A 23,134-nucleotide genomic window follows, 5' to 3' on the forward strand; every position below is an offset into this window, starting at 1 on the left:
GGCGCTGTATTGAATCGCAGCCGCACAAAGCAGAGGTATCGTACAGGCGGTCGATGTGCGATACCCGTCCCCTTGATTGAAGACTAGCATCGCTTGAAAGCCGGGAAAGTAGGGTTTTTGGTAAAAGAATTGTAAAAAACAATCAAATCTTCAGAAAAACCACCTCAGTCGCGTTACAATTGGATAGAATTTAACTGCTCAGTTATATTTTTCAACTCACACAAGGAAATATCATGGATCTGTCGAGCTTATCCCTGTCCGAACTGCGCACCTTGCAGGACGATATCAAGAAGCAAATGAAGAAACGCGAACAGGATGATCTGTCCAAAGCGCGCGAGCAAATCCTGGCTATTGCTCAGAGCGTCGGCGTTTCCGTAAAAGACCTGGTTGGTACAGGGATTCGCGCTAAAACGGGCACGGTCGCAGTGCGCTATCGCAATCCCGATGATGCGACGCAGCAATGGACTGGCCGTGGCCGTCAACCGAAATGGGTCAAAGAGTGGACCGATTCGGGCAAGTCGCGTGATCTGCTGAAGGTGTAATACACCGTTCATTCGGATGCTTGTCCTGTGGAGTGGTACAGGTGTAGTACAAGGCAGCATGCAAGCATCCGGAACTTTGTTGATTCGTTCTCGTTGGCCAAGCCGGCCAAGCTGATTTGCCTCGGCTTCTCCCCATGGTATTTTTGATGATGCCAGTCTTTTTCCCGCCTTATCTCATTCCTTTCCTGTTTTAGTCCTGTCGCTCCGGGCTTTTTTTCGCTTGCCGTAGATAGTGGCAAAATAAAACCCGGCATATGGCCGGGTTTGTCGGTGCGGTCGCAGCACGCTGCGCGGAATGGCAGATCAGCGGCGGTGTGACTTCATTGCCGCCTGCACTTCGCGCGCGCCGTCGCGGTCGCGTTCCGCTGCCCGCTTGTCGTGCTGCTTCTTGCCCTTGGCCAGGCCGATTTCGCATTTCACGCGGCCGCCCTTGTAGTGCAGGTTGAGCGGCACCAGCGTATAGCCGGAGCGCTCCACCTTGCCGATCAGTTTATCCATTTCCGTGCGGTGCAGCAGCAGCTTGCGCGTGCGCACGGCTTCCGGGTGGATATGGGTGGAGGCGGTCGGCAGGGCGCTGATATGCGCGCCGAACAGGAAGAGTTCGTCGCCGCGGACGACAACGTAGGCTTCCTTGATTTGTACGCGGGCGTCGCGGATGGCTTTGACTTCCCAGCCTTCCAGCACGATGCCCGCTTCGTAGCGGTCCTCGATAAAGTAGTCGTGGAAGGCTTTTCTGTTGTCTGCTATGGTCATGAGATGGTAAATGTGCGCGGGTCGGTTAAACTACTGTCTCGCGCAAGCGCGATAAAATCACTATATCCAACATCATAGCAAATGGTTCTTCAATGGCAGTAGTACATAAATCAGTTTTTCTCGGCTATAGCGCCGAACAAATGTTCGCGCTGGTGGCGGCGGTGGAGGATTATCCCAAATTCCTGCCCTGGTGCGGTGCGGTCGAGGTTCGCGAGCGTGGCGAGAACACGGTTGTCGCCAGCTTGGGCATACATTACCACGGCGTGCGCCAAAGCTTCACCACGTCCAACGAGAACGTGCCGCCGAGTTCCATCAAGATGAAGCTGGTGGACGGTCCTTTCAAGACCCTCGATGGCGTGTGGACCTTCAAGGCCCTGCGTGACGATGCCTGCAAGATCGAACTGGACCTGCACTACGAGTTTTCCAGCCGCGTGCTCGAACAGATCATCGGCCCCGTCTTCGGCATGATCGCCAACAGCATGGTCGATTCCTTCTGCAAGCGCGCGGAGACGGTGTATGGCTGAAGCGGACATCACGGTGCAGGTTTGCCACGCGCTGCCGGACAGCACGTTCCAGTGCTCCTTGAACGTGCCTGCAGGTAGCACCATCGGGCAGGCAGTGGCGCAGAGCGGTTTGCTGCAGGCTATCCCCGGTATCGACCTGAGCATCAATATGGTGGGCATCTATGGCAAGAAGAAGCCGCTCGATACCGTCTTGCACGAGCATGACCGGGTGGAAGTGTACCGGCCCTTGCAGGCGGACCCGAAGGAGGCGCGCCGGCGCCGCGCCAGTGGCAAGTCAGCGAAGGGCTGAGCAGGCATGGCCGCTGCCTGGCGAGCGCGATTTTTTGCTGTTCTCAAATATTTTTTCTATGCTGCAAGGACGGAGGGCGCTTTTTTCTTTATAAGGTGCTTTTAGCCACCACAAGCAAGCATCCATGCGGGTTCCAATCGTTTTGCCGTTTGCATGGGCGAAACGTGGGCGAAAATACTAAGCTGCCCCTGCCTTTAGCCCATCTGTCATTTTGCAGTATTGATCCGGCAGCACACCACCTTCCTGCTCAACCCAGCGACCGTAAGTCCTGGTGGTCATGGTCGTATCGGTATGCCCCATTTGCTTTGCCACGTACATCGCGTTGGTTCCCGTCGACAGCAGTGTCGACGCGAACGTGTGCCGTGTTTGATACGGATTTCGGTAGCGGACCTGGGCCTTCTTGATCATTGCTGCCCAGAAGAGGCTCAGGCGCTGCGTGTTGTCCCAGCCCTGGCCGGTGGCCGGATCAAGGAATACCAGGCAGCCAGCAAGGAAGCTATGTTGTTGCTGCGCAACGAGCGCCGCGATGGCACCACGCCGCAGGTCGACCAAGCGGCGGCCGGCGCGTGTCTTCAATTCCTCCCGCGACTCGCCCATCACGCGCGAACGCTCAACCTTCGCTTTGAATCCGGCCCAGTCGATCGATTCCCAGCGCAGCGCGATGTATTCACTCGGGCGCATGCCCGTGTAGAAGGCAAACTGAAAGACGTTCCTGGCCTGATCCTGGGCCGCCCCGAGGATGGCCGCAATCTCCTGGGCTGAAAACGGATCCACCTCGTATTCCGCCTTGTAAGCATCGCGATCCAAGGTTTTTTGCAATTTCACCCGGTCCAGTGGATTGCTGTCGATCAGGTCGTCGTTTATCGCAAGCTCCAGCGCGCCGCGCAGAGGGATGAGAATTTGACGGACCGAGGTAGCCTTCAGCGAAAGATCGACTATCCAGGTGCGCAGCGCGGCTGGCGTAAGCTCGGTGAGCAGCGTGTCACCCCATTGCGCCAACAGAATTTTGTTGAGCACGCGCTTGTAGCTTTTCAGCGTGCTAGGCGCGAGGATGCGCTCATAGATTTCGAACTGCTGTTTAAGCAGGTCGCCAACGGTTATATCCTTGCCCCGAGGTTGCAAGCCGAACTTCTTCAACTGCGTCGAATCAGGCAAGTACTTGGCATAGCTGAAATTTCCCAGCGCAATGGCGTTCAAGATCTCGCCGCGCAGGCGCTCGGCGTATTTGATGTTTGCCTTGCTGTGCGCGAGTTTAAGCGTTTCCCGGCATTCAGTTCCCCGGTACATAAATTTTATTCGGATCGATTCGCTTTGGACGCCCGACCGGAGTTCGACGCCTGGCGGGCCGGACTTGTTTGTTCTCATTTTGCTACCCATTCTTCTACTGCCGGCAGGTTGATCCACAGACGGCCATCCACAATTTTGCATTGATTGCCGTCGAGCCACTTGCCAGCCTTGCGGCGGGCCTGCACGGAATCGACGGAATCACCTGATATTTCGACGTAGCGCTCCAGCTTCACCCAGGTAAGGGGCTGGTGCGCACGCTCGATTGCGGCAACCATCCTGGCCACCACGTCGTGCTCGCTCATGTTCATGGCGCGCTCCCATCCGCCTTACTGACAGCGATAGCGGCCAAGCCAACAACTCGCGTTGGCGCCTTGATGTACCCGCTGTTCATTTCCACGTTTTCCAGGTTCTCGTGGCTGTAGACGACGCGGCCATTCAGATCTAACGCGGCGTAAAAGACGGCATGCGGGTTTGCTTCGCCCTGAATCGCTGGGGCGGCCGGCGCTGCAGCGAGCATGGCGCGGAACACAGCATTGCCAGTCCAAATTTTATTGACGGCCGTGATGTCGATCCGCATAGCCTGCGCGCGCGAAGATCAAGATCGCGGCCGACATGTACCCGCTGCGCCTCGTCGCAGTCCAGGCGCTGCCGAAGAAGGCGGGCGGCGGATGGAAAGTTGAGGAATTGTGATGGGCGCGAACAAGAAGCCGCGCAAGCGGTACGTGCAGAAGCCGGCGGTGTTGCCGGCGGGCCTGTGCAAAGACATTGCCTTCGAAATGCCGGGCTTCCAGGCCAGCGAGGCGATGGGCAAGGGCCACTTCCAGGAACAACACGTCTACGACCTGCTGAGCAACGCCGACATGACACGCCGCATTGCGCCCGCTGGCCATGCCATTCTGCCTGTGGCCCAGGCCATGGTAGAGGCGATTGCCGAGATTCAGGCCCGTGCCCATCGTACGGGCACCTTCGGCGTCAACGGTGACGAGATGCGCGTGCTGCGCGATGGCGTCGGCAAGACCATGGTCTTCCTGCGTGGCGCGTCAAACGTCGAAATTGCATGTGCCGGTCTGGCCGCCGTGCGCGAATTCAACCGCACCGGCGTGTTGCGCGTGTGAGCAGTGCCGGTGATTGGCAGGACTAGCAGAGGTCAAAAAAGGGTGTTAACGTTGACGTACTGAATGAAAGGGAATTCATGGGCTTCGCAGAAAAATTTGTAGCATCGTTGCAATCGTCAAATCTCCGGGACGATGCGTTTCATCACGATTTGGATGTGATCGCGGCTGCGGCGCTGGCCGGTGATCTCGGCTCGTTGCTGTGCCGTGTCAAGTATGCGGACGGCACGATCAATAAGCTCTTCGAGGGAAACTCGGGAAATCTTGCCCAACTGTTGCGCATCTGGACGACTGCCGTGACGGAGAAGGGCAAAGCACGCCGATGGGTCAAGATCAATTCCGAGCGCGACGTGTTCACGGCGCATGCGCTTTACAAACGTGTAGCACATGCTTCCTTGGCTCATTGGCTCGACGGGCGCTGCAAGTGCTTCAATGGCACCGGCGTTTCGCTGAAGAGTCTACGTGCATGCGTCACTTGTGATGGTTCTGGTAACGCAGAGGTATCGTGCTCAGGAGGATTCGAGCGTGAGCGCATCAAGGACATGGTGAGTGAATTGCTATCCATATCTACCAGCCATCAAGGACGGGCAAATTCGCTCTTACGCTAAATTTTTTGATGTTTAAATAGAATGAAGTGGCTATGTAACCAGTAATGCTATCCGGTTTCAGGGGCAGTATCATGATGAAGAGACCGGCTTGCACTACAACCGGCATCGGTATTACGATCCACAATCAGGGCGCTTCATTTCGAAAGATCCAATAGGACTGACTGGTGGAATCAATGCCTACCTGTATGCATTCAATCCGGTAGCGTGGATTGACCCGTTAGGGCTTAGAAAGCGCATTGGATGCCCTTGAAAATTTTATTCATTTAATAATTTTTATGTGTCAGATGATAAGCTTTTTGCCAGCGACAAAGTGCAGTTCCGGCTTGCGAATAAAGCTTTGATTAAGAGAATGAATACCGATCCGGATTTTCGTCGAGGCATGCTGGGGCGAAATCCAGCGTTGCTTGAATGGTCGAAAAATCCCCCGGATCTAAGTGGCAGTCCCCTGGGAATGACTTGGCACCATAGTGACGATGCTGGTAGATTAAATTTGGTCGATCGAAGCGATCATGCCGATAACCATGGAATCTATCATCCGGATGGTAGTGGTGGCAGGGACAAATGGGGAGGTGGTCGCCCTGGTCGAGAAGGAAAATTAAACCCTGTTACAGGATGCCCATTATGAGAAATTTCTTAATAAACGAATTTTATATGATCGAGGACTTGATTGATCTTGTAAGAGATAAGAACGAACGAGATGCCATCTATATGATTTATGTTCCTAAAAACGTGGGGGATTTAATTCCTGGAATGGAGGTGTACGTAGGTCCTGTACCCGATTTCGATGAGGACGATAATGAGGTGGTCCCTGATTCGGTCACGAAAAAGAATCTTGAGTTTGGTTACATGCGAGAACATTTTCAAGATGTTGTCGATTTAGCATATAAACAAAAGCCAAATGCGTCAAAGGAAGAGATCATTAGATGCCTCAACCATTATGCCCAATACGATGATTTCCTGGATCTGCAGTGAGGGAGTTACAGCCATGTAAATGTCGTTCGGGACGATCCGGACGACGAGTATTCGACGCCGGTTGCACAACGTCAGCATGCATTGGAAGATCAATTGCAGGCAGCACATCTCTATCTGCGCGAACCGGGGACACTCGTGCCGCTGGCGCGACTGGATGAAACTCTGGTGACGGCCGCGCACCTTGCAAACGGAACCGATGGCCGGTTTATAGAAGGCCCGGCAACTACGCGGCGCAGCACGGTTTTTACCAGAGCGACCATCTAGACACGCCGCAGGAACTGGTGGATGAATCTGGCAATGTGGTGTGGCTGGGACGCTACAAGGCGTAGGGCGGCGTTAAGGCAATGAAGCTGGTCGATGTGGGATACGCTGCGACATACAATGCGATCCGGTTCCAGAGGTAGTATGAGGACATTGAAGCCGGCCTTTACTACAACCGGGACTGGACAGCTATGGTTGAGGTAGTATTGTTTATTGATAAATTTCAACTAAATGGATTGCCATGTTCGAACTTCCGAGACTGCCTATTACACTCCCGATTGATCCGCTTGATAGGGCACCTGACATCAAGCCCATAACTGATGTCCAGATCGGCATTCCTGCCGCCGTAATCGTGCCGGCTCCGCCGAAGAAGCCGGTGGTCTCGACCAACACGAAATGATGCGGCCGTGGAAGCGTCGCTTAGTCATAAGCAGCGAGTTTGAACCATCTGAGGAGCGGAAGAAGCTTTACGCAACTTATTGGGCCGAAGCGCAAACGAGGCTGAGACTAAGCTCCGATAGTTTCGATAAAGCAATTTTAACCTATTCGAGTAGTGGCCTTGCGGTTTCGTTGGCATTTTTAAAAGATATTGTACGGATTAAAACGGCGCTCTATCCGATCATGCTATATGTCTCTTGGGGTTGTTTTGTGATATCGACTGGTCTGACGGTGCTTTCCTTTCTGGTAAGTTATAAATCTCAAGAAATAGCGCTCGATCATGCGGGTAAGTATTACATGGAGGGCAGGGAGGAGTTTTTAGGAAAGGAGACGTGGCATTCATGTGCCATCGTTTGGCTAAATCGTTGTGCCGGTGCTGCATTTATATCTGCTCTTGTAGCAACCTCGGTATTCGTTGGCATTAATTTAAGTAGGGAGAGTGATATGACAAAACGAACATATGCGCAAGACGGCATGTCGCCTGCCTTAATGCAAAAAGTGACCGGCGAGCAGCTTACAAGGGAATGCCCGCTGCTTCAATACCAAAAGCTCCACCCGCTCAAAAGCCACAGGCAACTCCGGTTCCCGCAAGCAACCCAACTAAACCCAATGGCTTTTAAGTCAGTAAATAGAATTTTTCAAACTGTGTTTACAAACAGTATTTTACTGGTATGATGAGGACTTCAAATTTAGGTAAAATTTTTCTGGTCCTCCGCACAAACTCGTGCCGATAGCTGGAACTCGCGACAGTACCCGGACCCACCGCCGTACCTTCACGCATTGAATTTGCCGCTCACCACGCACTATGGCCGTGGGAGCAAAAAATGAAGCCACCTTTTGGGTGGCTTTTCCATTTTTAGACTAGTTTCTTACTTCTCCGTACTATAAAGCCCAAGAGGCCAAGGCCTGCCAGTAGCATGGCGTATGTTTCTGGTTCAGGGACCGGTGTAACCGTGCCGTCGTTAACGTTGAATGCTTGAATAAGCGTAGTGGCGTTGTTGGATGGGTTTCCCCAAAGAAAATGAATTTGGCCCGTGCCGGAGGGGTTCAGCTGAGCATTACGCCACTCTACTCTAAAAGGAGTGCCGGAGAACGTAGCGGCGGGCAAGACATCTGGCCCAAAGAAGATCCACGTATAGTTGGGAAGTCTGTCGCCGTACCCGCCAGTGTAACCGACATCTGCTGGGCCTCCTCCAGCAATGAGATTTCCGATTAATAAGTTGCTGGGGTTGTCCGTACTTGAAATATCTCCGGTGTACATGATAGAAATATAATCCGTGGCATAAGGCCCCGTTGGCACTGTGTATCCGCTGAGGTCGCCAGTTGCTGTGAAGGTAATGGAATGGGCCGTATAGCTCACGTCCTCTATAACCGCAGTGGCCTGGGCAGTGGTGATTTGTGACGTGAGTAAGAAGAGTAAAGCAATGATTTTTTTCATAAAGTTCCACAGCTTTCATTTTAGTTGCTATAAAGGCAATTGCCAGTTGTAATTATAATAATGAAAATTAATATTGTCGAGGATTATAAAAATATCATTTTTACCTTTGGCGTTTCCGCATGCACGACACTAGGATAGTGAAGTCGTTGCTGAATACGTCATTTGCCTGCACCTGCGTTAGTCCCGAGGCATCGGCAGAGGGTGGGATCGAAAGGTGGCAAGACGCAGCACTGCGCGGGCGTAGCTCAAGTGGTGGGGCGAGTGCCATTCGAGACGCCGACGCGGGTTCGAAGCCCGTCACCCGCCCCAGCTTCTCCTTGCCCGGCACGCTTGGTTTCGCCGCCGGCCGCATCACTGCGCTGGCGGCTTTTCTATTTGAGGTGCTGCATGTTCGATATTGACTTCCGCCGGATGATCATCACCATCGCCCTGGCGGGAGCCGTGATCGGCGGCGCCGTCGTCGCGCTCATGCTGCTGACTTGGCCTTGGTTGTGGGCACTGGCCAAGCCGGCGCTGCACGCCTGGACCACCTGACACTTGCGACTGCCAGCGCGCTTCAGTGGCAGGCTTGAAAAACGGGCGCAGTCACTGACGCATCATGGCCAAGAGGCTCCACCGCAATTCATCGCGGCCCTGCTTGGCACGGGCGGTGACACATCGAAAGCCGGTATGCAGAAAATTCAACACCCATCGAATAACGGCGTGCTCGGCGCGCCTGCAAGCTGGGACAAGGGCGAGTTGCCATGTAACGCGCTGCCGATCACGCGCACGCACGTTGGTGAAGGCGGGCCGCACCGTGCTGGGCCAGTGTGAGGAAGTTACTTTCCGCTGCGGTCCGTGGCAGAAAGGCCGCCAGCAACAGCAGATGGTCTACTGGTTTGGTGCGGTGCCTGACTTCCGCCTCCTACTGCCTGACTTGCAGCGACGCAGAGTTTTGCGCGCTGCTCGATCACGAGCTTTATCACATCGCCCAGGAGGTGGATGACTTCGGTGCGCCGGCCTTCAACAAGTACGGACTGCCGAAGCTGTGCATGCGCGCTCATGACGTCGAGGAGCTCGTTGGCGTAGTTCGGCGCTACGGGGCCAGCGAGGACGTGCAGCGCATGATCGACGCAGCAAAGACGCCGCCAGAAGTGGCGAAAATCAACATAGCGACGGCGTGCGGAACCTGCCTACTGAAGGCCGCGTAGGCTTTACGCTGGCTTTACCGGAAGGCAACTATGGCAGCACTACGAGACGAAGTGAAGCCGTTCATCGTCCAAGCGCTGGCCTGTTATGACACGCCGACGCAGGTGGCGAAAGCGGTAAAAGAGGAATTCGGTCTCGATGTTCTCCGCCAGCAGGTGGCGTGCTACGACCCGAATTGCTACGTCGGACGCAACCTCAGCCTGAAGTGGCGAACGATTTTCAACGACACGCGCACCAAGTTCCGCGAGGACACGGCGGCCATCCCGATTGCCAGCCGCGCCTTTCGTTTGCGCGCGCTTGCCAGGATGGCACAGCAGGCCGAGGGCATGCGCAATATCGCGCTGGCTGTTGCCGTGATCGAGCAGGCCGCCAAGGAAGTTGGCGACGTCTACGTGAACCGTCGCCTCGACGCGCCAAAAGCACCAGGTGATACCGGCGAAGGCATGCCGGCCGCGCCTGAATACATATTGAAGCCCGATGAAGACATCCCCGACAGCCCGATTCTCTGAAGGGCCTGTCGCGCTGACGCCGAAGCAGGCGAACATTTATTGCTGGGGATGGCAAAAGAAGGCGCGCTTCCGTGACGCTGTTTGCGGTCGTCGCTTCGGCAAGACGTTCCTGGGCAAGGCCGAGATTCGCCGTGCTGCGCGCCTGGCTGCCGAGTGGGGCGTCAGCACCGAGGATGAGATTTGGTACTGCGCGCCGACGTTTAAGCAGGCGAAGCGGGTATTCTGGAAGCGCCTCAAGCAGGCGATCCCGCCCAGCTGGCGCGCGGGCAAGCCGAACGAAACCGAGTGCTCGATCACCACAAAGGCCGGCCACGTCATCCGCATCGTCGGCTTGGACGCGTACGACAACCTTCGCGGCTCGGGCCTTTTCTTCGCACTGGTCGACGAATGGGCCGACTGCGTGTACGCCGCGTGGGAAGAGGTGCTGCGGCAGATGCTGTCGACCTGCCGCTTCGTCATCAACGGCGAGGAGCGGGTCGGCGGCCACGCGCTGCGTATCGGCACGCCGAAAGGCTTCAACCATTGCTATGACATGCGGCGCTACTTCTGCGGTGCACCGAGCCAGGGCGGCGGCAACAACGACGCCCTGGTGGCCGAAATCAAGAGCCTGCGGGAAGAGGTGAAAGGGCTGCGGGTAGATCAAAAGGCGCAAACCGGCGCCACCATCCAGGCCACCGTCGAATCGAACGACAAAGCGGCTCAGACGGTCGTGGCTGGTGTCGATAAATCCGCCAAGGCATCCGCCTGGGCCAAAAAAGTGGAGTATTCCGAATGACTGATGCGCAATTTTTGGCGTGGCTGCAAAGCTCGTCGGCCACCCGCATGGTGCTGATCGAGGTGCAGGTGAACGTGGCCGGCGTCGAAGTGACGCATTTTATCTCCTCTTGGCCGTATGTCACCGGCCCGGCCGACCTCCCGCCCAACGTCGAGTACTTGCCGCTGGCCACTGGAGGGCTGGCTTTTACCGAACAGGTCAGTCTGACCGGGGAGGCTGGCCTGTCGGGCGGCGATATTGAACTCGACAACGCTGGTGGTGCACTCGACGGCTGGCTCGCTGACGTCTGGCGTAACCGGCCCATCAAGGCCTGGTCCGGCGACCCGGTCTGGCTGCGCAGCGACTTTCGCCTGGTCTTTGACGGCATCGTCGCCGATATCGGCAGCTCCGCGCGCGAATCGATCAACCTGTCGCTACGCGACAAGCTGCAGCGCCTGGATACCCCCGTCACCGAAGCCAAGCTGGGCGGCACGACGCCGAACAAGGAGGCGACCTTGCCGGTGCCGTTCGGTGAATGCCATAACGTCACGCCGATGCTGACCAACCCGGTCACCCTGGAATATGGCTTTCTCGGCGCCGTCGAGTCGAGCTTCGAGGTGCGCACCAACGGCAAGCCAATTGCGGTGGCCTTGAATGACCAGGCGGGACGCTTCAACCTGACCACCGACCCGTTTTCGACCACGATCACGGTCAGTGTGCAGGGCGACAAGGGCGGCGGCTATGCGCCGCGCATCGCCCCGCTGGTGCAGCGCATCGCCACTGCATATGGCAAGGCGGCCGACCGCTTTGCCTTGGCCGACCTCGACTTGGTCAACTTGGCCACCTTCGACGCCGCGCACCCGCAGCTGGTGGGCCTGTACGTTTCGGATCGGACGAACCAGGCGCAGGCCATCCAGCAGCTGGCTGCCAGCGTGGGCGCCCAGGCGGTTATGTCCCGCACGGGCCAGTTGCGCCTAGTGCAGATTGCGCTGCCGGCCGCCGGTGTGCCGATGGAGATCGGGCCAGAGCACATGCGGCTCGATTCCCTGCGCCCGGTACAGCGCCCGCCGGTGGTGGTGGCCGTCAAGATCGCTTTCGACCGTAACTGGACGGTGCAAGCCAGCCTGACCACCAGCATTCCGCTGACGCACGCCGACCTTTACGCGAAGGAGTGGCTGACGGAAACGGCAGTCGATGCTGCGGTAAAGGCGCGCTACCGGCTGACGGACGACCCGCCGCAAATTGAAACCTGCCTCAAGACAAACGCGGACGCGCAGGCGGAAGCGGCGCGGCGCCTGGCCCTGAACAAGGTGCAGCGCACGATTTACGAATTTGACGGAGAGCCTGAGATGATGATGCTGGAACTGGGGCAGCCCGTGCTGCTGCGCGATGAGCGCTTCGGCCTGCAGGCCGGCGTGCCTGGCGTGGTGGTGCTGCTGTCGCACCAATGGCTGGCTGGGCGCGTCACTGTGGGAGTGCTGGTATGACGGCCATCGGCGGCGCGCGCGATACGCTGCTGCAGGCGACGGCGGAGCGCTTCAGCACGACGGCCGACGGCAAGGCGATCCTGCTGTCTGGCAGCACGCCGGTGTTTTGCGTGAACAGCGCCGGTGCCGGTGCGCCCGGCTCGATTGCCATTACCGCCAAGCCGGTCAATGTGGTGGGCGATATCGTGTTTTCCGTATCCGCCGGCACGCAGATGAGCGTCAACGGCAATGTGGCCACGGTCGATTTTTCCACCATGACCACCGATACGGCCCTGGTGCAGGCGCGCATCCGCGAATTCGGCGTCGATTACGTCGGCAACTACATGATCAGCAAGGTCTTCGACGGTGTCGACGGCGTGACGGGCCTGGCTGGCTTGAACACAGGCCAGGCCTTCGCTTACAAGCGCGCCGATGCCGCCCCAGGTGATTCGCCGGGTGACGTGATCTTCACCTTTGCCACGGCCAGTATCACGACGCCGGCCTGCAACGACTTGGCCAATGGCTGGTCGAAGAACATCCCGGCTGGCGCAGCGCCGCTGTACGTACGCGTCGCGGCGGCCAGCTCGCGCAATGTCACGGACGACATCGCTGCCAACGAATGGTCGGTGGCAGTGCAGTTGGCCAAGGATGGTGCCGACGGCTTGAACGTGGCCCCGGTTCGCATTTACCAGCGCGGCGCCACCAACATCGCGCCGGCGCTGCCGAGCGCGGCTTGCACGTACACCTTTGCCACGGGTGCACTAGCAGGCCTGAACAACGGCTGGTCGGCACAGGTGCCGGCATCGGGCGGCGCCTACCTGTTCACCTCGGGTGCTACAGCGGCTGCACGCACCGCCACCGACGACATCCAGCCAGCTGAATGGGCCGCTGCTTCGCGCCTGGCCGCCGATGGCGCCACGGGGCAGCGCGGCACCGTCACGGTGACGGCGCCCGGATATTCCACCTGGTCGGATGCTTCGGCCGTTTATGAGCTGGGCCGCGCCGGTTATGGTGCGCCGGCCAACCGCGACGTGGTGACCTTGTATGACTCGACACATGCGGTGACGAAGTATTTCGATAACGGCGCATGGCTGGTACTGGGTACGGTGCTGAATGGCAATTTGCTGGTGGATGGGTCGGTGGCGAGCAAGGCGTTATCGGTGGACAAGCTATCGGCAATTAACGCGAACCTGGGTAATGTGACAGCCGGTGATTTGTACGGCACGACACTGCATGGTGGCACAGGGTACCAAACCAACGCTCCTGGCTGGCCTTCTACAGGCAATTTAGGTGCTGGTTTTCATTTGAGTTCCGCCGGGCTGTACATCGGCAATCCGCAGAATGGGAAATATTTTGGCGTTGAAGCATCCGGCAACGTGTACGCACCAGGATTTACCGTTGTGGATGGGGGAGCGACTTTTTCCGGGGCCCTGTTAGGAGTCAAGGTGTCGTTTGCAGGTGAGTTGAAGGCTGCTACAGGAACATTTGGCCTGATCCGCAGTGCGACTAGCGGGCAACGCACGGAATACGACAGCAACGGTATCCGCATTTACAACGCTGCAGGCAATTTAATTGTCAGATTGGGAGTGTGGTGACATGCCTTGTGGATTGCAGCTATGGAATGTGGCAGATGGCCCGCGCACTGAAATGGATGGCAATGGCATACGGGTGCACGAAGCATCTGGCGAATTGAACGGCACCGGGTTGCGCGTACGTTTTGGGAGGTGGTAATGCCGGTTGGTCTTCAAGTATTTAGGGCAGATGGGTCTATTCAACTGGACACAAATACACAGCTTTGTCGTATTGTGGGTAGTCGTCTGCTCACACAGGCAGATTTACAGAGTACAGCCTCTGGTAGTGGCGGGGCATATCGAGATTACTTTATTCAATTTACTGTACCTACTATTCCCACCAATATTGGACGGCAATGGAATTTCGTCTCCACTGCTAGAAATATCGGGGAATTGATGGATTGGGGTGCCTCAACCCTGACAGTGATAGGAAACACCTTCCGTTATGACTATGGAACAATGACTTCAACTCCGCAAGTCAATAATATTTATATTCGTTGGGGAGTATATTAATGACAGCAGGACTTCAGGTTTATCGTGATGATGGTGTGGTACTACAAATCGACGAATCTTTTATTAACCTTCAATTTATACGAAAAGGAACCATCCAGCTTAACGCTAAGAACCCTACCAATTTAAGTACGAATTGGATGTACAACACGTTAACTGTATCTAGCTTAACGGCAATTGTAGCAATTCGTTGTCCTTACCCTGTTTACATTAATGTAAGCGCTGTAAATAATGGATCGGTGACCTACGAATATATTGTAAACAATGCAGCAGGTGCCACTTTAGAATACTGGATATGCGATACTGCCAGTACTACATCGGGCAATACAGCAGGACTCCAAGTTTTTGATGCCAGTGGTGTGTTAATTTTTGATTAGTCTTTTCAGTACGCTACGTATTTAAATAGCTTTACGGGTACTATGCCTGATGCTGCAATCTGGACTACAAATGAGCAAATGGATACAGGAAGGACATTCAAATACTCAGGGAAGCAAGTAGCAGTGGCACAAACAGGTTCTACGTGTTGGGTAAATTTTGTGTACTCAATCTCAGAAAACCCAAATGGTGGATATGATTACTACGCTACCACGGCTGTTCCTTGTGCATGGACTCCCAATGCAGAAACTTTGTCTTTTAAGACAAATTTATGGGTTAATTCCTTATGCGGTGCTGGAGCACCACCAAGTAATTATAGTCCCTACGGTTATTTGATTTTCAACGTAACTGGAACGTAAAATATAATTACAATAGTTGTGCCTATCTAGCTTGAATCGTGCCTCATCTTCGGTAGTCCATGGTTGATCGGCGCATCCGGATATCAATTGCAACAAGCACTAAATAGAATTAATTTTTTCATAATTTCCAGTGAAATTGAGTGTCAGTTGGTGGCGCGGCCAGTGTCAATTTCAATGTCACCGTATATCACTATTAGCGTCAAGGATTATTAAGCAGAATGGTGAATCTTCGCATCATCCACGATAACGCGGTCGACCGCGCCATGCTGACGGCATCGAGTCAAACCGGAGAGCTTGGCCCGGCCAACCTGCAGCGCGACGCCAAGTCAGCGGTGCTGCGCGCCGTCGGCACTGCGCAAACCATCACTGCTACTTGGCCAACACAGGAATCCATTGCCTGCGTGGCGCTGATCTTTACCAACATGACCAGCTGCGCGCGCATGCGCGTGCGCAGCTATTCCCGGCCGGGTGATGCCGTACCGGTGCTCGACACAGGCAGCATCTTCCCGTGCCCGGCTGCCGTACATGGCTCCTATCCCTGGGGCGTGCTGCCGCTGGGCTGGAATGCCTACAAATGGGGTGGCGTGATTACCTGGGCGCGCAGCGGCGGCGCCGACGGCGTGGCCTGGTTCGCGCCAGTGCGCGTGCGCCAGTTGGTGATCGAAGTGTCCGCGCCGCAAAGCCCGGAACGCTACTTGGAAATATCCCGCCTGGTGGCGGGTAACTACCGGTCGCCGGAATATAACGCCGAATATGGCGCGCAGCTGATGCTGCAGGACGGCAGCGAAGATTACCGCACGGCCGCCGGCGACCTCAAAACGCAGATCCGCCCGACCAGCGACAAGCTGAGTATCAACCTGGCGCACCTGACGCCAACGGACCGCGCACGCTTCATGCGCATCCTGCGCGAGAATCCACCCACATACCCAACCCGAAAGGCCAATATGGCTGAACCTGCAAGCAGCACCGTCGGCATCGCCATCGCCGCAGGCACCATCACCCTCACCGGGTCCATCCTGGGCGTGCAGTATGACGCGCTGCTGGCCGGCTTGGCCGGCGGCCTTGTGTCGCTGTCCTACCTGCCACCTATGCGCTGGTCACGAATTGCCAGCAGCGTGGCTGGCTCGGCATTGATCGCCGGCTGGTTCGCGCCGGTGGCCAGCGTCACGGCTGGCAATTATTTTCCATTCATCACCGCCGCTGGCGAATCGGGCATTCGCATCGCCGCTGCTGCAGGGCTGGGCCTGTGCGCCCAGGTCATCATCCCTGCCGCCTTCGCGTGGCTGCGCAAGAAAGGGGAGTTGCCATGAATATTTTGTATTCCATCGATATGGCGGCGGCCGCCGTCGTGCTGCTGCGCGGCCTGTTCGGCGCCATCAATGACATGTGCCCGGGCACCAGTGCTCGGATTCGCATCACATGGATCGTGTTGGTATGTGGCGCCGCCTCAGTGCTCCTGTTCGGCGTCGCGCCGGCCTGGCCCGAGGTGCTGCTCCATTGTGGCATTGCAGCTCTCGTTTGCGTGGAGCGTCGCGCATCATTCTGGAAAGGGCCACCATGCAACTGACCCTCGCCCAGCTTTTGAAGATCATGCCGCTCGCCAGAGCCCGCGCGGCTGCATTCCTCGATCCACTTAATTCGGCCATGGCCGAGTTCGGTATCAACACGCCGGCGCGCCAAGCCTCGTTCCTGGCTCAGTTGGCGCACGAATCCGGCCAGCCGGTCTATGTGCGTGAGCTGGCCAGCGGCGCGGCCCACGAGGGTCGCAAGGATCTGGGCAACGTCCAGCCCGGCGACGGCGTGCGCTTCCGTGGGCGCGGCCTGATCCAGGTGACCGGCCGCAGCAACTATGCCGCCTGCGGCAAAGCTCTGGGCCTGGACCTGCTGGCGCAGCCGGCGCTGCTCGAGCAAACCGTCACCGCCTGTCGCAGCGCCGGCTGGTTCTGGCAGTCGCGCGGCCTGAACGCGATGGCCGACGCCGGCGACCAGGTCGCTGTGACGCGACGCATCAACGGTGGCACGAACGGCTTGGCGGAGCGATTGGCCTACTTCAAGACGGCGCAGAAGGTGCTGACGTGAGCGGCGCCAGCGCGCTGGCCGGCGCGGCAGTCAGCGGCATCTGGAAGACGGCGGCCATCGTGCTGGCAGCTGTGCTGTTGGTGGTAGCCAGCGCCACTGGCACCGGCTGGTGGCTGGCCGCTGGTGATCGTGATGCCGCGCGCGCTGCGTTGGTGCTGGAGCAAGGCATTGGAGCGCAGTTGCGCAGCTCGATCACCGAGCAAAACCGTGCCATCGATGGCATGGCCAAGGCAACCCTGGCGGCGCAGGAGCGCGGCGCTGCGGCGCAGACGGCCGCCGCTGCCAAGGGCAAGAAGTACGACGCGGCCCTGGCGCAGGTCGCTGGCGTACGCGCCACGACCTGCGACGAGGCTATGCCGGCCGTCAGGCTGCTACTGGAGGGCGTGCGATGAAATGGATGCTTGTATTGGTGCTGGCCGGCTGCGGCAGCGCGCCGCTGGCGCCGCAGCGGGTCGAAGTTCCCGTCTTTACACCATGTGTAAAGGTGGTGCCAAAGCGGCCGGCCTATGAGTTCGACCAGCTGCTGGCGACGGTGACGGACGGCGAGACCGTCCTAGCGCTGGCACGGGACTGGCCGCGCGGCCGGAAGTATGAAGTGGAACTGGAGGCGGTAATTGCGGGCTGCATTCTGCCAGATGAAAAATCAGAGTGCTGATTGCCGCGGCATCAACAGCGGCAATCAGCCGGTGCCTGGTGAGTAGTTGAGTGGAAGGTCTTATACACGGAATTTATTGAATTTCTGGAGTGAAATTATTTTTATAATATTAATTGTTAATGTGATAATTCGATAGATTATTTTCATCCTTACCTGCCATACTTGTGACACCTTATATAGGTAACTTAGGTGAACACGCTAACTTTTGAAATTTTCGAAAAGGAGAAATTGATGACTATCGTTGGAAGCCAAATTATTTTCCCAAAAGGGAATGAAACGGTTGTAAACCTCACAAAACAGGCGCCAGGCCCACTTCCTTGCCCATCGGGCGACATTATTGCACCATTCGCAGCATTCCCAGCTCCTGCGCCTGGCACATCGCGGTGGTATCGTCTGAAAGCGGTCTATTTTGATGAAAATGCCGGTGGCCAATGCAACGTTCAAATTATTTTCACAATGACTTCTGGCGAAGTTATTAAATTTACCCTGCCTCAGGTTGCAAGCGGTGCGGGGGCGTCGAATTTTCAATACAGTGACTGGTACAAGCCAGGGACAGTTAATGCGGGATACTGCCATATTACCGCTTATTTTTCTAGCGCGGCACCGTATAACAATTCTGCGGGAATTTACTCACTCATCTTAGAAGCCCACGACGCTTAACCGTCGCAAGCTCCATAAATAATCTGGAATAAGATATGCTAGTATCCTCAACGTAAAGCGTCACGCACGAGTAACGTGTGTGACGCTTTTTTCTTATTGAACGATTATCAGTCACCACCTCACCAGTGCATTTTCTTCGGCTTTTTCATCAATTTTCTTATTCCGTTCGTTTGCTAGGGGGTTGCCGGCCAAGTGGATTTTTCCTACAACGTTGGACAGTACCTATGTTCTGCTCGCTCTTGCTCAACATCCGAAAGATAGAATTCTTAGAGTCTTGAATGTAAAAGAGTCACTAATAATTAATTCTGCTGATAAATGAGTGAAGTTAGAATACTATATTCTCGATATTTCTTCGCAAAGTTCAATAGGTGATTTAGATGTGCTGAGCTACACCCCTAGCCGTAAAGACCAGATCGAAGGCCGGTTCGATGCTCGACCACCCCAACTCCACTTGCCGCCAGAGGCATGGCCCTTATACAGCGACGATCCTGCGAGGTTCGCTGGAGGCGCCTGGTGCGCTAGAAGTTGTACCATGCCATGTTCGGCATGGTGCCGCATTGCGTGAATGAGATGCTTGCCCAAGGGGCGGCGGCTGCGCGACGTTCATGCCATGAGTTTGTGAGAGGGAATGCGGACGAGTAGAGCAGAGCGTTGATTGTCGCTGCATCAACATCGACAATCAGCCTTGGCACGCTGGCCAGGCCAGTGAACCAAGTAGGCTCGTGCTACCTCGGGGAGGTAATTCGACTCTAACATTAGGTTTGGTCGAAAAAAGGAAAACAGGGGTATGATCATGCAGTCATATCGATAACGCCACTCATGTACGAAGGCCACCCATGCAAGCCCCACTTCAAGCAAGAAATGACTCTGATGCCGCCCAAACGGACATTGCCAGGACGGTCGCACAGAAGCGGGTTCTTACGGACAATCGGCCCGAGGCGGTGGCGCAACGTAAACTGGCCGAGATGATGAATAACAGCCCGCGTGTGTTGCAGCAGCGAGCGCTAAGCGCCACCATCCACAATAGTCCGCGGATGGTGGCGCAGCGTCATGAAATGAATGCGCTCTTTGGCGGGGCGATTAAACCGCAAGGAGACGTCGCAATGCCAGCTGAGGCGTCGCCGGCGCAGCGCGAAGAAAAAACAAACAATACCGGCCTGCCCAATCGATTGAAATCAGGAATAGAGTCGCTCTCTGGCATGAGCATGGATCATGTAACGGTGCACTATAACTCGGATAAGCCAGCGCAACTGCAGGCCCATGCTTATGCGCAAGGCAGTGAGATTCACGTTGGTGCGGGCCAAGAAAGGCATTTGCCGCATGAGGCTTGGCATGTCGTGCAGCAAGCTCAGGGCCGGGTTCGGCCTACTTTACAGATGAAGGCGGGCGCGGTTAACGATGATCCTTCACTGGAAAAAGAGGCCGACATGATGGGCGAGAAAGCCGCGCAGCTCAAGAGCGACCATGTCGCACGGGACCTAGTGGCAGAGGAGCGCGTAGCGGGCGCAGTAACACAGCGTGTCGCCGGTTTCCTCCGTGGCGCGCGCCAGTCGTTTTCGTCTCCCTCCCGGCATGATGAGGGGGCTCCGATCATCCAATTAAAACTAATTGAATTGAATGGCTTTCAATACAATTTAGTGACTAACGGCGGTAAGGATACGTCGACTTTTATAAATTTCTGTAGTCACTCAAATTATGATTTCGACGCTGAAAAAAAGACAATAAATACACGCGATTCTAACGTTAATTTTGCAGCTTTGTCACAAGCATTCGTTGCGTGGAAAGCAACGCAACAGAAGGAGGCTGAAGCACCTGGACCGACAAAAGAGGAAGAGGTAGCGTTTGGTGCGCAACAGATAAAGGTTCATTATAATGGAGCAACAATTACCACTTTGACGCAAGTTGGTAAAAATAATCGTGGCATCTATTTGGTGACCTTTCCTCCAGAGAGCGAAAAATCGGAAATAGTAGTGAAAGTCTTGGCATCAAACTACAACGACGCCAGGATGACCAAGATCGTCACCTCCGGCGCGACGCTTAAACCAATTGCTGAGGAGGGTTCAAGCCTGGCATTCAATGTCCTGCTAGCTCATTGGGAAGAAAAACGAGATGGCATGAGCTTGATGTTCGCTGTGTACGCGAAGGCACCGGGCGCGACAATCGAAAACTTGCTTGTCGATGCTGGATCCCCTGACGCCGAGTTTTCTGACGCTGCAATCGAGTTGGGCCAGCAAGTCGCGCGTTTTCACATGTCAAGCATCGCCAGTGAGGAGCTATTGATACACAATGACCTCAATACCTCGAACATTATGTTTGACGCGGAAACACATCGATTTGCGTTAGTCGATACCGAAGATGCAAAGCTCAGCCGCGACCCTCAGTTGGCCATACACGATCTTGTTTGGCTTGTCGGCTCTGTAAGGCGGGCATTGCAAAAAAGAAAAATGCATGATGGGGAAATTAACTTTCTAGTCAATACTTTCCTTATTACCTATACCGAAGTATTGGCCAAAAATAGCGACGTGCGAATAGTTAATGACGTCCTAAAGCTAGTAGCCACCGTTAAATAGCACGCGCGAACGGTCAGTTGGCCAAACCTGTCGCGAACTTGTAGCTGATTATGTCGGTGACGAAACTAACGTCGGCGCGGCAACCGTCCGACACGCCGATCGGTGCAGGCGGGCATAACAAGGCGTCATCAGCACGTCGCTTGATGACCGTGCGGACGTACTTCATGACGTAGTTGCCGGGACGCTGGGCCAGGCAATAACTGAGCTTTTCGCCGATCCCTTCGAATTCCGCAGGGCCAGTCCCGTGGCATTTTATGGGCGATGGCGACGACCTCGACCGTCACATTCGACTCATCAGAGCACAGGCGCCAGGTCATCGTTGCTATCGATGATATCTCGTTTTGTTCGTTGGGTAACTCGGCGGGATTATGCTCTTGAGAAATCGAAAGATATAACGCTGCTCAGGAACCGTTTACGCTTGTACGTGCAGCTACACAGTGCAGGCAAGAGGAGGGCGCCCAGCGCGTGCTTCATTGCAATCTTTCCTTTTGGGTTATGCTTACTGAAGGCAGTGCCTACTATTATGTTGGGTGCCTACCGACCGGATATTGTGCACCCTCAGAAAAGGTCGGATAAGCCGCCAGGACAGGGGCGAAATTTTGGGCGAAAACATGGACATTTTCAGACTTTTCCAGACATTTTGATGCGGGCGAAAACGGCATTTCTACTATGTCTACAGCGGCTTGCGAATGTTTAAGACAAGAGGCAAGAATTTCTGTATAATCTGCTTTTGCGCCAATAGGAAATGCTATGCGTCTACTTCAAAAAGCACTCACATTCGATGACGTGCTGCTCGTCCCAGCCTACTCCAACGTTCTGCCCGCCGATACGTCCCTCAAAACTCGCCTGACCCGCAATATCACCCTGAATATTCCCTTGCTGTCCGCAGCCATGGATACGGTGACGGAAGCCCGCTTGGCGATCGCGATGGCCCAGGAAGGTGGCATCGGCATTATCCACAAGAATTTGAATCCGAAGGACCAGGCACGTGAAGTGGCCCGCGTAAAACGTTTCGAAGCTGGCGTGCTGCGTGATCCGATCACGATTCCACCAGAAATGAAAATCCGTGACGTGATCGCGCTGACGGAACAGTATGGCATCAGCGGTTTCCCTGTCGTCAAGGGCAAGGAAGTCGTCGGCATCATCACCAACCGCGATTTGCGCTTTGAAAAGGAACTCGACGCTGAAGCCTCCGCCAAGATGACCCCGCGCGAAAAACTCGTGGTCGTCAATGAAGATGCCGATACGGCCGAAGCCAAGCGCCTGATGAACAAGCACCGCCTCGAGCGCGTGCTGGTGGTCAATGACGCCTTTGAATTGCGCGGCCTGATTACCGTCAAGGATATCCAGAAGTCGACTTCCCACCCGTTCGCGTCGAAAGACAGCCAGGGCAAGCTGCTGGTCGGCGCTGCCGTCGGCGTCGGTGCCAAGGATGAAGAGCGCATCGACCTGCTGGTCGCTGCTGGCGTCGACGTGCTGGTGGTCGACACGGCCCACGGCCACTCGCAGGGCATCCTGGACCGCGTACGCTGGATCAAGACCAAGTATCCGCAAGTGGAAGTGATTGGCGGCAATATCGCTACCGCCGCCGCCGCCAAGGCACTGGTCGAATACGGCGCCGATGCGGTCAAGGTCGGCATTGGTCCTGGCTCGATCTGCACCACGCGTATCGTCGCCGGTGTGGGCGTGCCGCAAATCACGGCCATCTCGAACGTCGCCGAAGCACTGGAAGGCACGGGCGTGCCATGTATCGCCGACGGCGGTATCCGCTTCTCGGGCGATATCTCCAAAGCGCTGGCAGCCGGCGCCTCGACCGTGATGATGGGTTCCATGTTTGCTGGCACGGAAGAAGCGCCAGGCGAAGTGATCCTGTACCAGGGCCGCAGCTACAAATCGTACCGCGGCATGGGTTCGCTGGGTGCGATGTCCGATGGTTCTGCTGACCGTTATTTCCAGGACGCCACCATGAAGGCCGACAAGTTCGTGCCTGAAGGTATCGAAGGCCGCGTGGCCTACAAAGGCAGCGTGCTGGCGATCATCTTCCAGTTGGTGGGCGGCGTGCGTCAATCGATGGGTTACTGCGGTTGCGCCACCATCGACGAACTGCGCGAAAAAGCGGAATTCGTGGAAATCACCTCGGCCGGCATGCGCGAGTCGCATGTCCATGATGTGCAGATTACCAAGGAAGCTCCCAACTACCGCTCTGAATAAGCC

28 protein-coding genes and 2 pseudogenes are annotated in these 23,134 nt (G+C 55.9%); 25 read left to right on the forward strand and 5 right to left on the reverse strand.

Annotated features, from left to right (window positions below):
• The first annotated feature begins 233 nt into the window (after positions 1-233).
• Positions 234-542, forward strand: a complete 309-nt coding sequence (locus ACQ4W0_RS17165) for an H-NS histone family protein (RefSeq protein ID WP_010397665.1) — start codon at positions 234-236, stop codon at positions 540-542.
• A 303-nt stretch (positions 543-845) separates the two neighbouring features.
• On the opposite strand, the gene smpB is transcribed toward ACQ4W0_RS17165, so the two are convergent.
• Complete coding sequence (gene smpB, locus ACQ4W0_RS17170) at positions 846-1,295, reverse strand: SsrA-binding protein SmpB (protein ID WP_034752217.1); 450 nt, start codon at positions 1,293-1,295, stop codon at positions 846-848.
• Between the two features lie 92 nt (positions 1,296-1,387).
• Here smpB and ACQ4W0_RS17175 point away from each other — a divergent pair, with 92 nt between their 5' ends.
• Both ACQ4W0_RS17175 and ACQ4W0_RS17180 read left to right on the forward strand, forming a co-directional pair.
• Positions 1,388-1,819, forward strand: a complete 432-nt coding sequence (locus tag ACQ4W0_RS17175; RefSeq protein WP_436577831.1) for a type II toxin-antitoxin system RatA family toxin — start codon at positions 1,388-1,390, stop codon at positions 1,817-1,819.
• A complete protein-coding gene (locus tag ACQ4W0_RS17180) occupies positions 1,812-2,108 on the forward strand; it encodes an RnfH family protein (protein WP_436577832.1) in 297 nt (98 codons plus the stop codon). The genes ACQ4W0_RS17175 and ACQ4W0_RS17180 overlap by 8 nt, the downstream gene beginning before the upstream one ends.
• Positions 2,109-2,285: 177 nt before the next feature.
• Here ACQ4W0_RS17180 and ACQ4W0_RS17185 read toward each other — a convergent pair whose 3' ends face one another.
• The 3 genes from ACQ4W0_RS17185 to ACQ4W0_RS17195 are packed head-to-tail and all read right to left on the reverse strand — an operon-like array spanning position 2,286 to position 3,972.
• The gene (locus ACQ4W0_RS17185; protein WP_436577833.1) at positions 2,286-3,473 is read right to left on the reverse strand and encodes a site-specific integrase; all 1,188 of its coding nucleotides are present in this window, start codon (positions 3,471-3,473) and stop codon (positions 2,286-2,288) included.
• Complete coding sequence (gene xisR / locus ACQ4W0_RS17190) at positions 3,470-3,703, reverse strand: excisionase family protein (RefSeq protein ID WP_436577834.1); 234 nt, start codon at positions 3,701-3,703, stop codon at positions 3,470-3,472. The genes ACQ4W0_RS17185 and xisR overlap by 4 nt, the downstream gene beginning before the upstream one ends.
• Positions 3,700-3,972: a hypothetical protein gene (locus tag ACQ4W0_RS17195; RefSeq protein WP_436577835.1), complete on the reverse strand. Its 273-nt coding sequence runs from the start codon at positions 3,970-3,972 to the stop codon at positions 3,700-3,702. Before ACQ4W0_RS17195 ends, xisR begins: the two co-directional genes overlap by 4 nt.
• 112 nt (positions 3,973-4,084) lie before the next feature.
• On the opposite strand from ACQ4W0_RS17195, the gene ACQ4W0_RS17200 reads away from it, so the two are divergent.
• The 6 genes and pseudogenes from ACQ4W0_RS17200 (at position 4,085) to ACQ4W0_RS17225 (ending at position 7,461) form a co-directional block, all read left to right on the forward strand.
• On the forward strand, positions 4,085-4,510 hold the full coding sequence (locus ACQ4W0_RS17200; protein ID WP_436577836.1) for a hypothetical protein: 426 nt from the start codon (positions 4,085-4,087) through the stop codon (positions 4,508-4,510).
• 77 nt (positions 4,511-4,587) lie between these two features.
• Complete coding sequence (locus ACQ4W0_RS17205; protein ID WP_436577837.1) at positions 4,588-5,115, forward strand: hypothetical protein; 528 nt, start codon at positions 4,588-4,590, stop codon at positions 5,113-5,115.
• A 43-nt stretch (positions 5,116-5,158) separates the two neighbouring features.
• A pseudogene (locus tag ACQ4W0_RS17210) lies at positions 5,159-5,740 on the forward strand (RHS repeat-associated core domain-containing protein); the annotation flags it as partial.
• A gap of 26 nt (positions 5,741-5,766) precedes the next feature.
• On the forward strand, positions 5,767-6,087 hold the full coding sequence (locus tag ACQ4W0_RS17215) for a DUF7716 domain-containing protein (protein WP_436577838.1): 321 nt from the start codon (positions 5,767-5,769) through the stop codon (positions 6,085-6,087).
• A 281-nt stretch (positions 6,088-6,368) separates the two neighbouring features.
• Positions 6,369-6,416, forward strand: a complete 48-nt coding sequence (locus ACQ4W0_RS17220; protein WP_436578047.1) for a hypothetical protein — start codon at positions 6,369-6,371, stop codon at positions 6,414-6,416.
• A gap of 328 nt (positions 6,417-6,744) precedes the next feature.
• Entirely contained in the window at positions 6,745-7,461 is a 717-nt protein-coding gene (locus ACQ4W0_RS17225; protein ID WP_436577839.1) for a hypothetical protein, read from the forward strand.
• Between the two features lie 181 nt (positions 7,462-7,642).
• Here ACQ4W0_RS17225 and ACQ4W0_RS17230 read toward each other — a convergent pair whose 3' ends face one another.
• Positions 7,643-8,224: a PEP-CTERM sorting domain-containing protein gene (locus tag ACQ4W0_RS17230; RefSeq protein ID WP_436577840.1), complete on the reverse strand. Its 582-nt coding sequence runs from the start codon at positions 8,222-8,224 to the stop codon at positions 7,643-7,645.
• A gap of 387 nt (positions 8,225-8,611) precedes the next feature.
• On the opposite strand from ACQ4W0_RS17230, the gene ACQ4W0_RS17235 reads away from it, so the two are divergent.
• The 16 genes and pseudogenes from ACQ4W0_RS17235 to guaB all read left to right on the forward strand — a co-directional run bounded on the left by ACQ4W0_RS17235 (position 8,612) and on the right by guaB (position 23,131).
• Positions 8,612-8,758, forward strand: a complete 147-nt coding sequence (locus tag ACQ4W0_RS17235; RefSeq protein ID WP_436577841.1) for a hypothetical protein — start codon at positions 8,612-8,614, stop codon at positions 8,756-8,758.
• Positions 8,759-9,005: 247 nt separating this feature from the next.
• Positions 9,006-9,414: pseudogene (locus tag ACQ4W0_RS17240) on the forward strand (putative metallopeptidase); the annotation flags it as partial.
• Between the two features lie 30 nt (positions 9,415-9,444).
• Complete coding sequence (locus ACQ4W0_RS17245; RefSeq protein WP_436577842.1) at positions 9,445-9,921, forward strand: DUF2280 domain-containing protein; 477 nt, start codon at positions 9,445-9,447, stop codon at positions 9,919-9,921.
• Complete coding sequence (locus ACQ4W0_RS17250; protein WP_436577843.1) at positions 9,890-10,696, forward strand: hypothetical protein; 807 nt, start codon at positions 9,890-9,892, stop codon at positions 10,694-10,696. The genes ACQ4W0_RS17245 and ACQ4W0_RS17250 overlap by 32 nt, the downstream gene beginning before the upstream one ends.
• The gene (locus tag ACQ4W0_RS17255; protein ID WP_436577844.1) at positions 10,693-12,162 is read left to right on the forward strand and encodes a hypothetical protein; all 1,470 of its coding nucleotides are present in this window, start codon (positions 10,693-10,695) and stop codon (positions 12,160-12,162) included. Before ACQ4W0_RS17250 ends, ACQ4W0_RS17255 begins: the two co-directional genes overlap by 4 nt.
• The gene (locus ACQ4W0_RS17260) at positions 12,159-13,736 is read left to right on the forward strand and encodes a hypothetical protein (protein WP_436577845.1); all 1,578 of its coding nucleotides are present in this window, start codon (positions 12,159-12,161) and stop codon (positions 13,734-13,736) included. The genes ACQ4W0_RS17255 and ACQ4W0_RS17260 overlap by 4 nt, the downstream gene beginning before the upstream one ends.
• Before the next feature lie 135 nt (positions 13,737-13,871).
• Positions 13,872-14,225 (forward strand): hypothetical protein, encoded by a 354-nt coding sequence (locus ACQ4W0_RS17265; RefSeq protein ID WP_436577846.1) that lies wholly within the window; start codon positions 13,872-13,874, stop codon positions 14,223-14,225.
• A complete protein-coding gene (locus ACQ4W0_RS17270; protein ID WP_436577847.1) occupies positions 14,225-14,599 on the forward strand; it encodes a hypothetical protein in 375 nt (124 codons plus the stop codon). The genes ACQ4W0_RS17265 and ACQ4W0_RS17270 overlap by 1 nt, the downstream gene beginning before the upstream one ends.
• Positions 14,600-15,174: 575 nt before the next feature.
• Positions 15,175-16,266, forward strand: coding sequence for a hypothetical protein (locus tag ACQ4W0_RS17275; protein WP_436577848.1), 1,092 nt, complete (start codon positions 15,175-15,177; stop codon positions 16,264-16,266).
• Positions 16,263-16,523, forward strand: a complete 261-nt coding sequence (locus tag ACQ4W0_RS17280) for a hypothetical protein (RefSeq protein WP_436577849.1) — start codon at positions 16,263-16,265, stop codon at positions 16,521-16,523. The genes ACQ4W0_RS17275 and ACQ4W0_RS17280 overlap by 4 nt, the downstream gene beginning before the upstream one ends.
• Positions 16,514-17,035, forward strand: coding sequence for a glycoside hydrolase family 19 protein (locus ACQ4W0_RS17285; protein ID WP_436577850.1), 522 nt, complete (start codon positions 16,514-16,516; stop codon positions 17,033-17,035). Before ACQ4W0_RS17280 ends, ACQ4W0_RS17285 begins: the two co-directional genes overlap by 10 nt.
• Positions 17,032-17,427, forward strand: a complete 396-nt coding sequence (locus tag ACQ4W0_RS17290) for a hypothetical protein (RefSeq protein ID WP_436577851.1) — start codon at positions 17,032-17,034, stop codon at positions 17,425-17,427. The genes ACQ4W0_RS17285 and ACQ4W0_RS17290 overlap by 4 nt, the downstream gene beginning before the upstream one ends.
• The gene (locus tag ACQ4W0_RS17295) at positions 17,424-17,690 is read left to right on the forward strand and encodes a hypothetical protein (protein ID WP_436577852.1); all 267 of its coding nucleotides are present in this window, start codon (positions 17,424-17,426) and stop codon (positions 17,688-17,690) included. Before ACQ4W0_RS17290 ends, ACQ4W0_RS17295 begins: the two co-directional genes overlap by 4 nt.
• A 231-nt stretch (positions 17,691-17,921) precedes the next feature.
• The gene (locus tag ACQ4W0_RS17300; protein ID WP_436577853.1) at positions 17,922-18,350 is read left to right on the forward strand and encodes a hypothetical protein; all 429 of its coding nucleotides are present in this window, start codon (positions 17,922-17,924) and stop codon (positions 18,348-18,350) included.
• An 836-nt stretch (positions 18,351-19,186) separates the two neighbouring features.
• Complete coding sequence (locus ACQ4W0_RS17305) at positions 19,187-20,920, forward strand: eCIS core domain-containing protein (protein WP_436577854.1); 1,734 nt, start codon at positions 19,187-19,189, stop codon at positions 20,918-20,920.
• Positions 20,921-21,670: 750 nt separating this feature from the next.
• Positions 21,671-23,131, forward strand: a complete 1,461-nt coding sequence (gene guaB, locus ACQ4W0_RS17310) for an IMP dehydrogenase (RefSeq protein ID WP_099377100.1) — start codon at positions 21,671-21,673, stop codon at positions 23,129-23,131.
• Positions 23,132-23,134: the final 3 nt, after the last annotated feature.

The organism is Janthinobacterium breve (assembly GCF_051380895.1).
Classification (GTDB): domain Bacteria; phylum Pseudomonadota; class Gammaproteobacteria; order Burkholderiales; family Burkholderiaceae_D; genus Janthinobacterium.

Excerpts from the sequence above, each read along its gene's own strand:
- ACQ4W0_RS17235 (WP_436577841.1), top strand. The coding sequence starts at position 8,612 with ATGTTCGATATTGACTTCCGCCGGATGATCATCACCATCGCCCTGGCG.
- xisR (WP_436577834.1), bottom strand. The coding sequence starts at position 3,703 with ATGAACATGAGCGAGCACGACGTGGTGGCCAGGATGGTTGCCGCAATC.
- ACQ4W0_RS17200 (WP_436577836.1), top strand. The coding sequence starts at position 4,085 with ATGGGCGCGAACAAGAAGCCGCGCAAGCGGTACGTGCAGAAGCCGGCG.
- ACQ4W0_RS17230 (WP_436577840.1), bottom strand. The coding sequence starts at position 8,224 with ATGAAAAAAATCATTGCTTTACTCTTCTTACTCACGTCACAAATCACC.
- ACQ4W0_RS17260 (WP_436577845.1), top strand. The coding sequence starts at position 12,159 with ATGACGGCCATCGGCGGCGCGCGCGATACGCTGCTGCAGGCGACGGCG.
- ACQ4W0_RS17270 (WP_436577847.1), top strand. The coding sequence starts at position 14,225 with ATGACAGCAGGACTTCAGGTTTATCGTGATGATGGTGTGGTACTACAA.
- ACQ4W0_RS17180 (WP_436577832.1), top strand. The coding sequence starts at position 1,812 with ATGGCTGAAGCGGACATCACGGTGCAGGTTTGCCACGCGCTGCCGGAC.
- ACQ4W0_RS17215 (WP_436577838.1), top strand. The coding sequence starts at position 5,767 with ATGATCGAGGACTTGATTGATCTTGTAAGAGATAAGAACGAACGAGAT.
- ACQ4W0_RS17280 (WP_436577849.1), top strand. The coding sequence starts at position 16,263 with ATGAATATTTTGTATTCCATCGATATGGCGGCGGCCGCCGTCGTGCTG.
- ACQ4W0_RS17165 (WP_010397665.1), top strand. The coding sequence starts at position 234 with ATGGATCTGTCGAGCTTATCCCTGTCCGAACTGCGCACCTTGCAGGAC.
- ACQ4W0_RS17300 (WP_436577853.1), top strand. The coding sequence starts at position 17,922 with ATGACTATCGTTGGAAGCCAAATTATTTTCCCAAAAGGGAATGAAACG.
- ACQ4W0_RS17185 (WP_436577833.1), bottom strand. The coding sequence starts at position 3,473 with ATGAGAACAAACAAGTCCGGCCCGCCAGGCGTCGAACTCCGGTCGGGC.
- ACQ4W0_RS17285 (WP_436577850.1), top strand. The coding sequence starts at position 16,514 with ATGCAACTGACCCTCGCCCAGCTTTTGAAGATCATGCCGCTCGCCAGA.
- ACQ4W0_RS17175 (WP_436577831.1), top strand. The coding sequence starts at position 1,388 with ATGGCAGTAGTACATAAATCAGTTTTTCTCGGCTATAGCGCCGAACAA.
- ACQ4W0_RS17275 (WP_436577848.1), top strand. The coding sequence starts at position 15,175 with ATGGTGAATCTTCGCATCATCCACGATAACGCGGTCGACCGCGCCATG.
- ACQ4W0_RS17195 (WP_436577835.1), bottom strand. The coding sequence starts at position 3,972 with ATGCGGATCGACATCACGGCCGTCAATAAAATTTGGACTGGCAATGCT.
- ACQ4W0_RS17225 (WP_436577839.1), top strand. The coding sequence starts at position 6,745 with ATGATGCGGCCGTGGAAGCGTCGCTTAGTCATAAGCAGCGAGTTTGAA.
- ACQ4W0_RS17245 (WP_436577842.1), top strand. The coding sequence starts at position 9,445 with ATGGCAGCACTACGAGACGAAGTGAAGCCGTTCATCGTCCAAGCGCTG.
- ACQ4W0_RS17250 (WP_436577843.1), top strand. The coding sequence starts at position 9,890 with ATGAAGACATCCCCGACAGCCCGATTCTCTGAAGGGCCTGTCGCGCTG.
- ACQ4W0_RS17305 (WP_436577854.1), top strand. The coding sequence starts at position 19,187 with ATGCAAGCCCCACTTCAAGCAAGAAATGACTCTGATGCCGCCCAAACG.
- guaB (WP_099377100.1), top strand. The coding sequence starts at position 21,671 with ATGCGTCTACTTCAAAAAGCACTCACATTCGATGACGTGCTGCTCGTC.
- ACQ4W0_RS17265 (WP_436577846.1), top strand. The coding sequence starts at position 13,872 with ATGCCGGTTGGTCTTCAAGTATTTAGGGCAGATGGGTCTATTCAACTG.
- ACQ4W0_RS17295 (WP_436577852.1), top strand. The coding sequence starts at position 17,424 with ATGAAATGGATGCTTGTATTGGTGCTGGCCGGCTGCGGCAGCGCGCCG.
- ACQ4W0_RS17205 (WP_436577837.1), top strand. The coding sequence starts at position 4,588 with ATGGGCTTCGCAGAAAAATTTGTAGCATCGTTGCAATCGTCAAATCTC.
- smpB (WP_034752217.1), bottom strand. The coding sequence starts at position 1,295 with ATGACCATAGCAGACAACAGAAAAGCCTTCCACGACTACTTTATCGAG.
- ACQ4W0_RS17255 (WP_436577844.1), top strand. The coding sequence starts at position 10,693 with ATGACTGATGCGCAATTTTTGGCGTGGCTGCAAAGCTCGTCGGCCACC.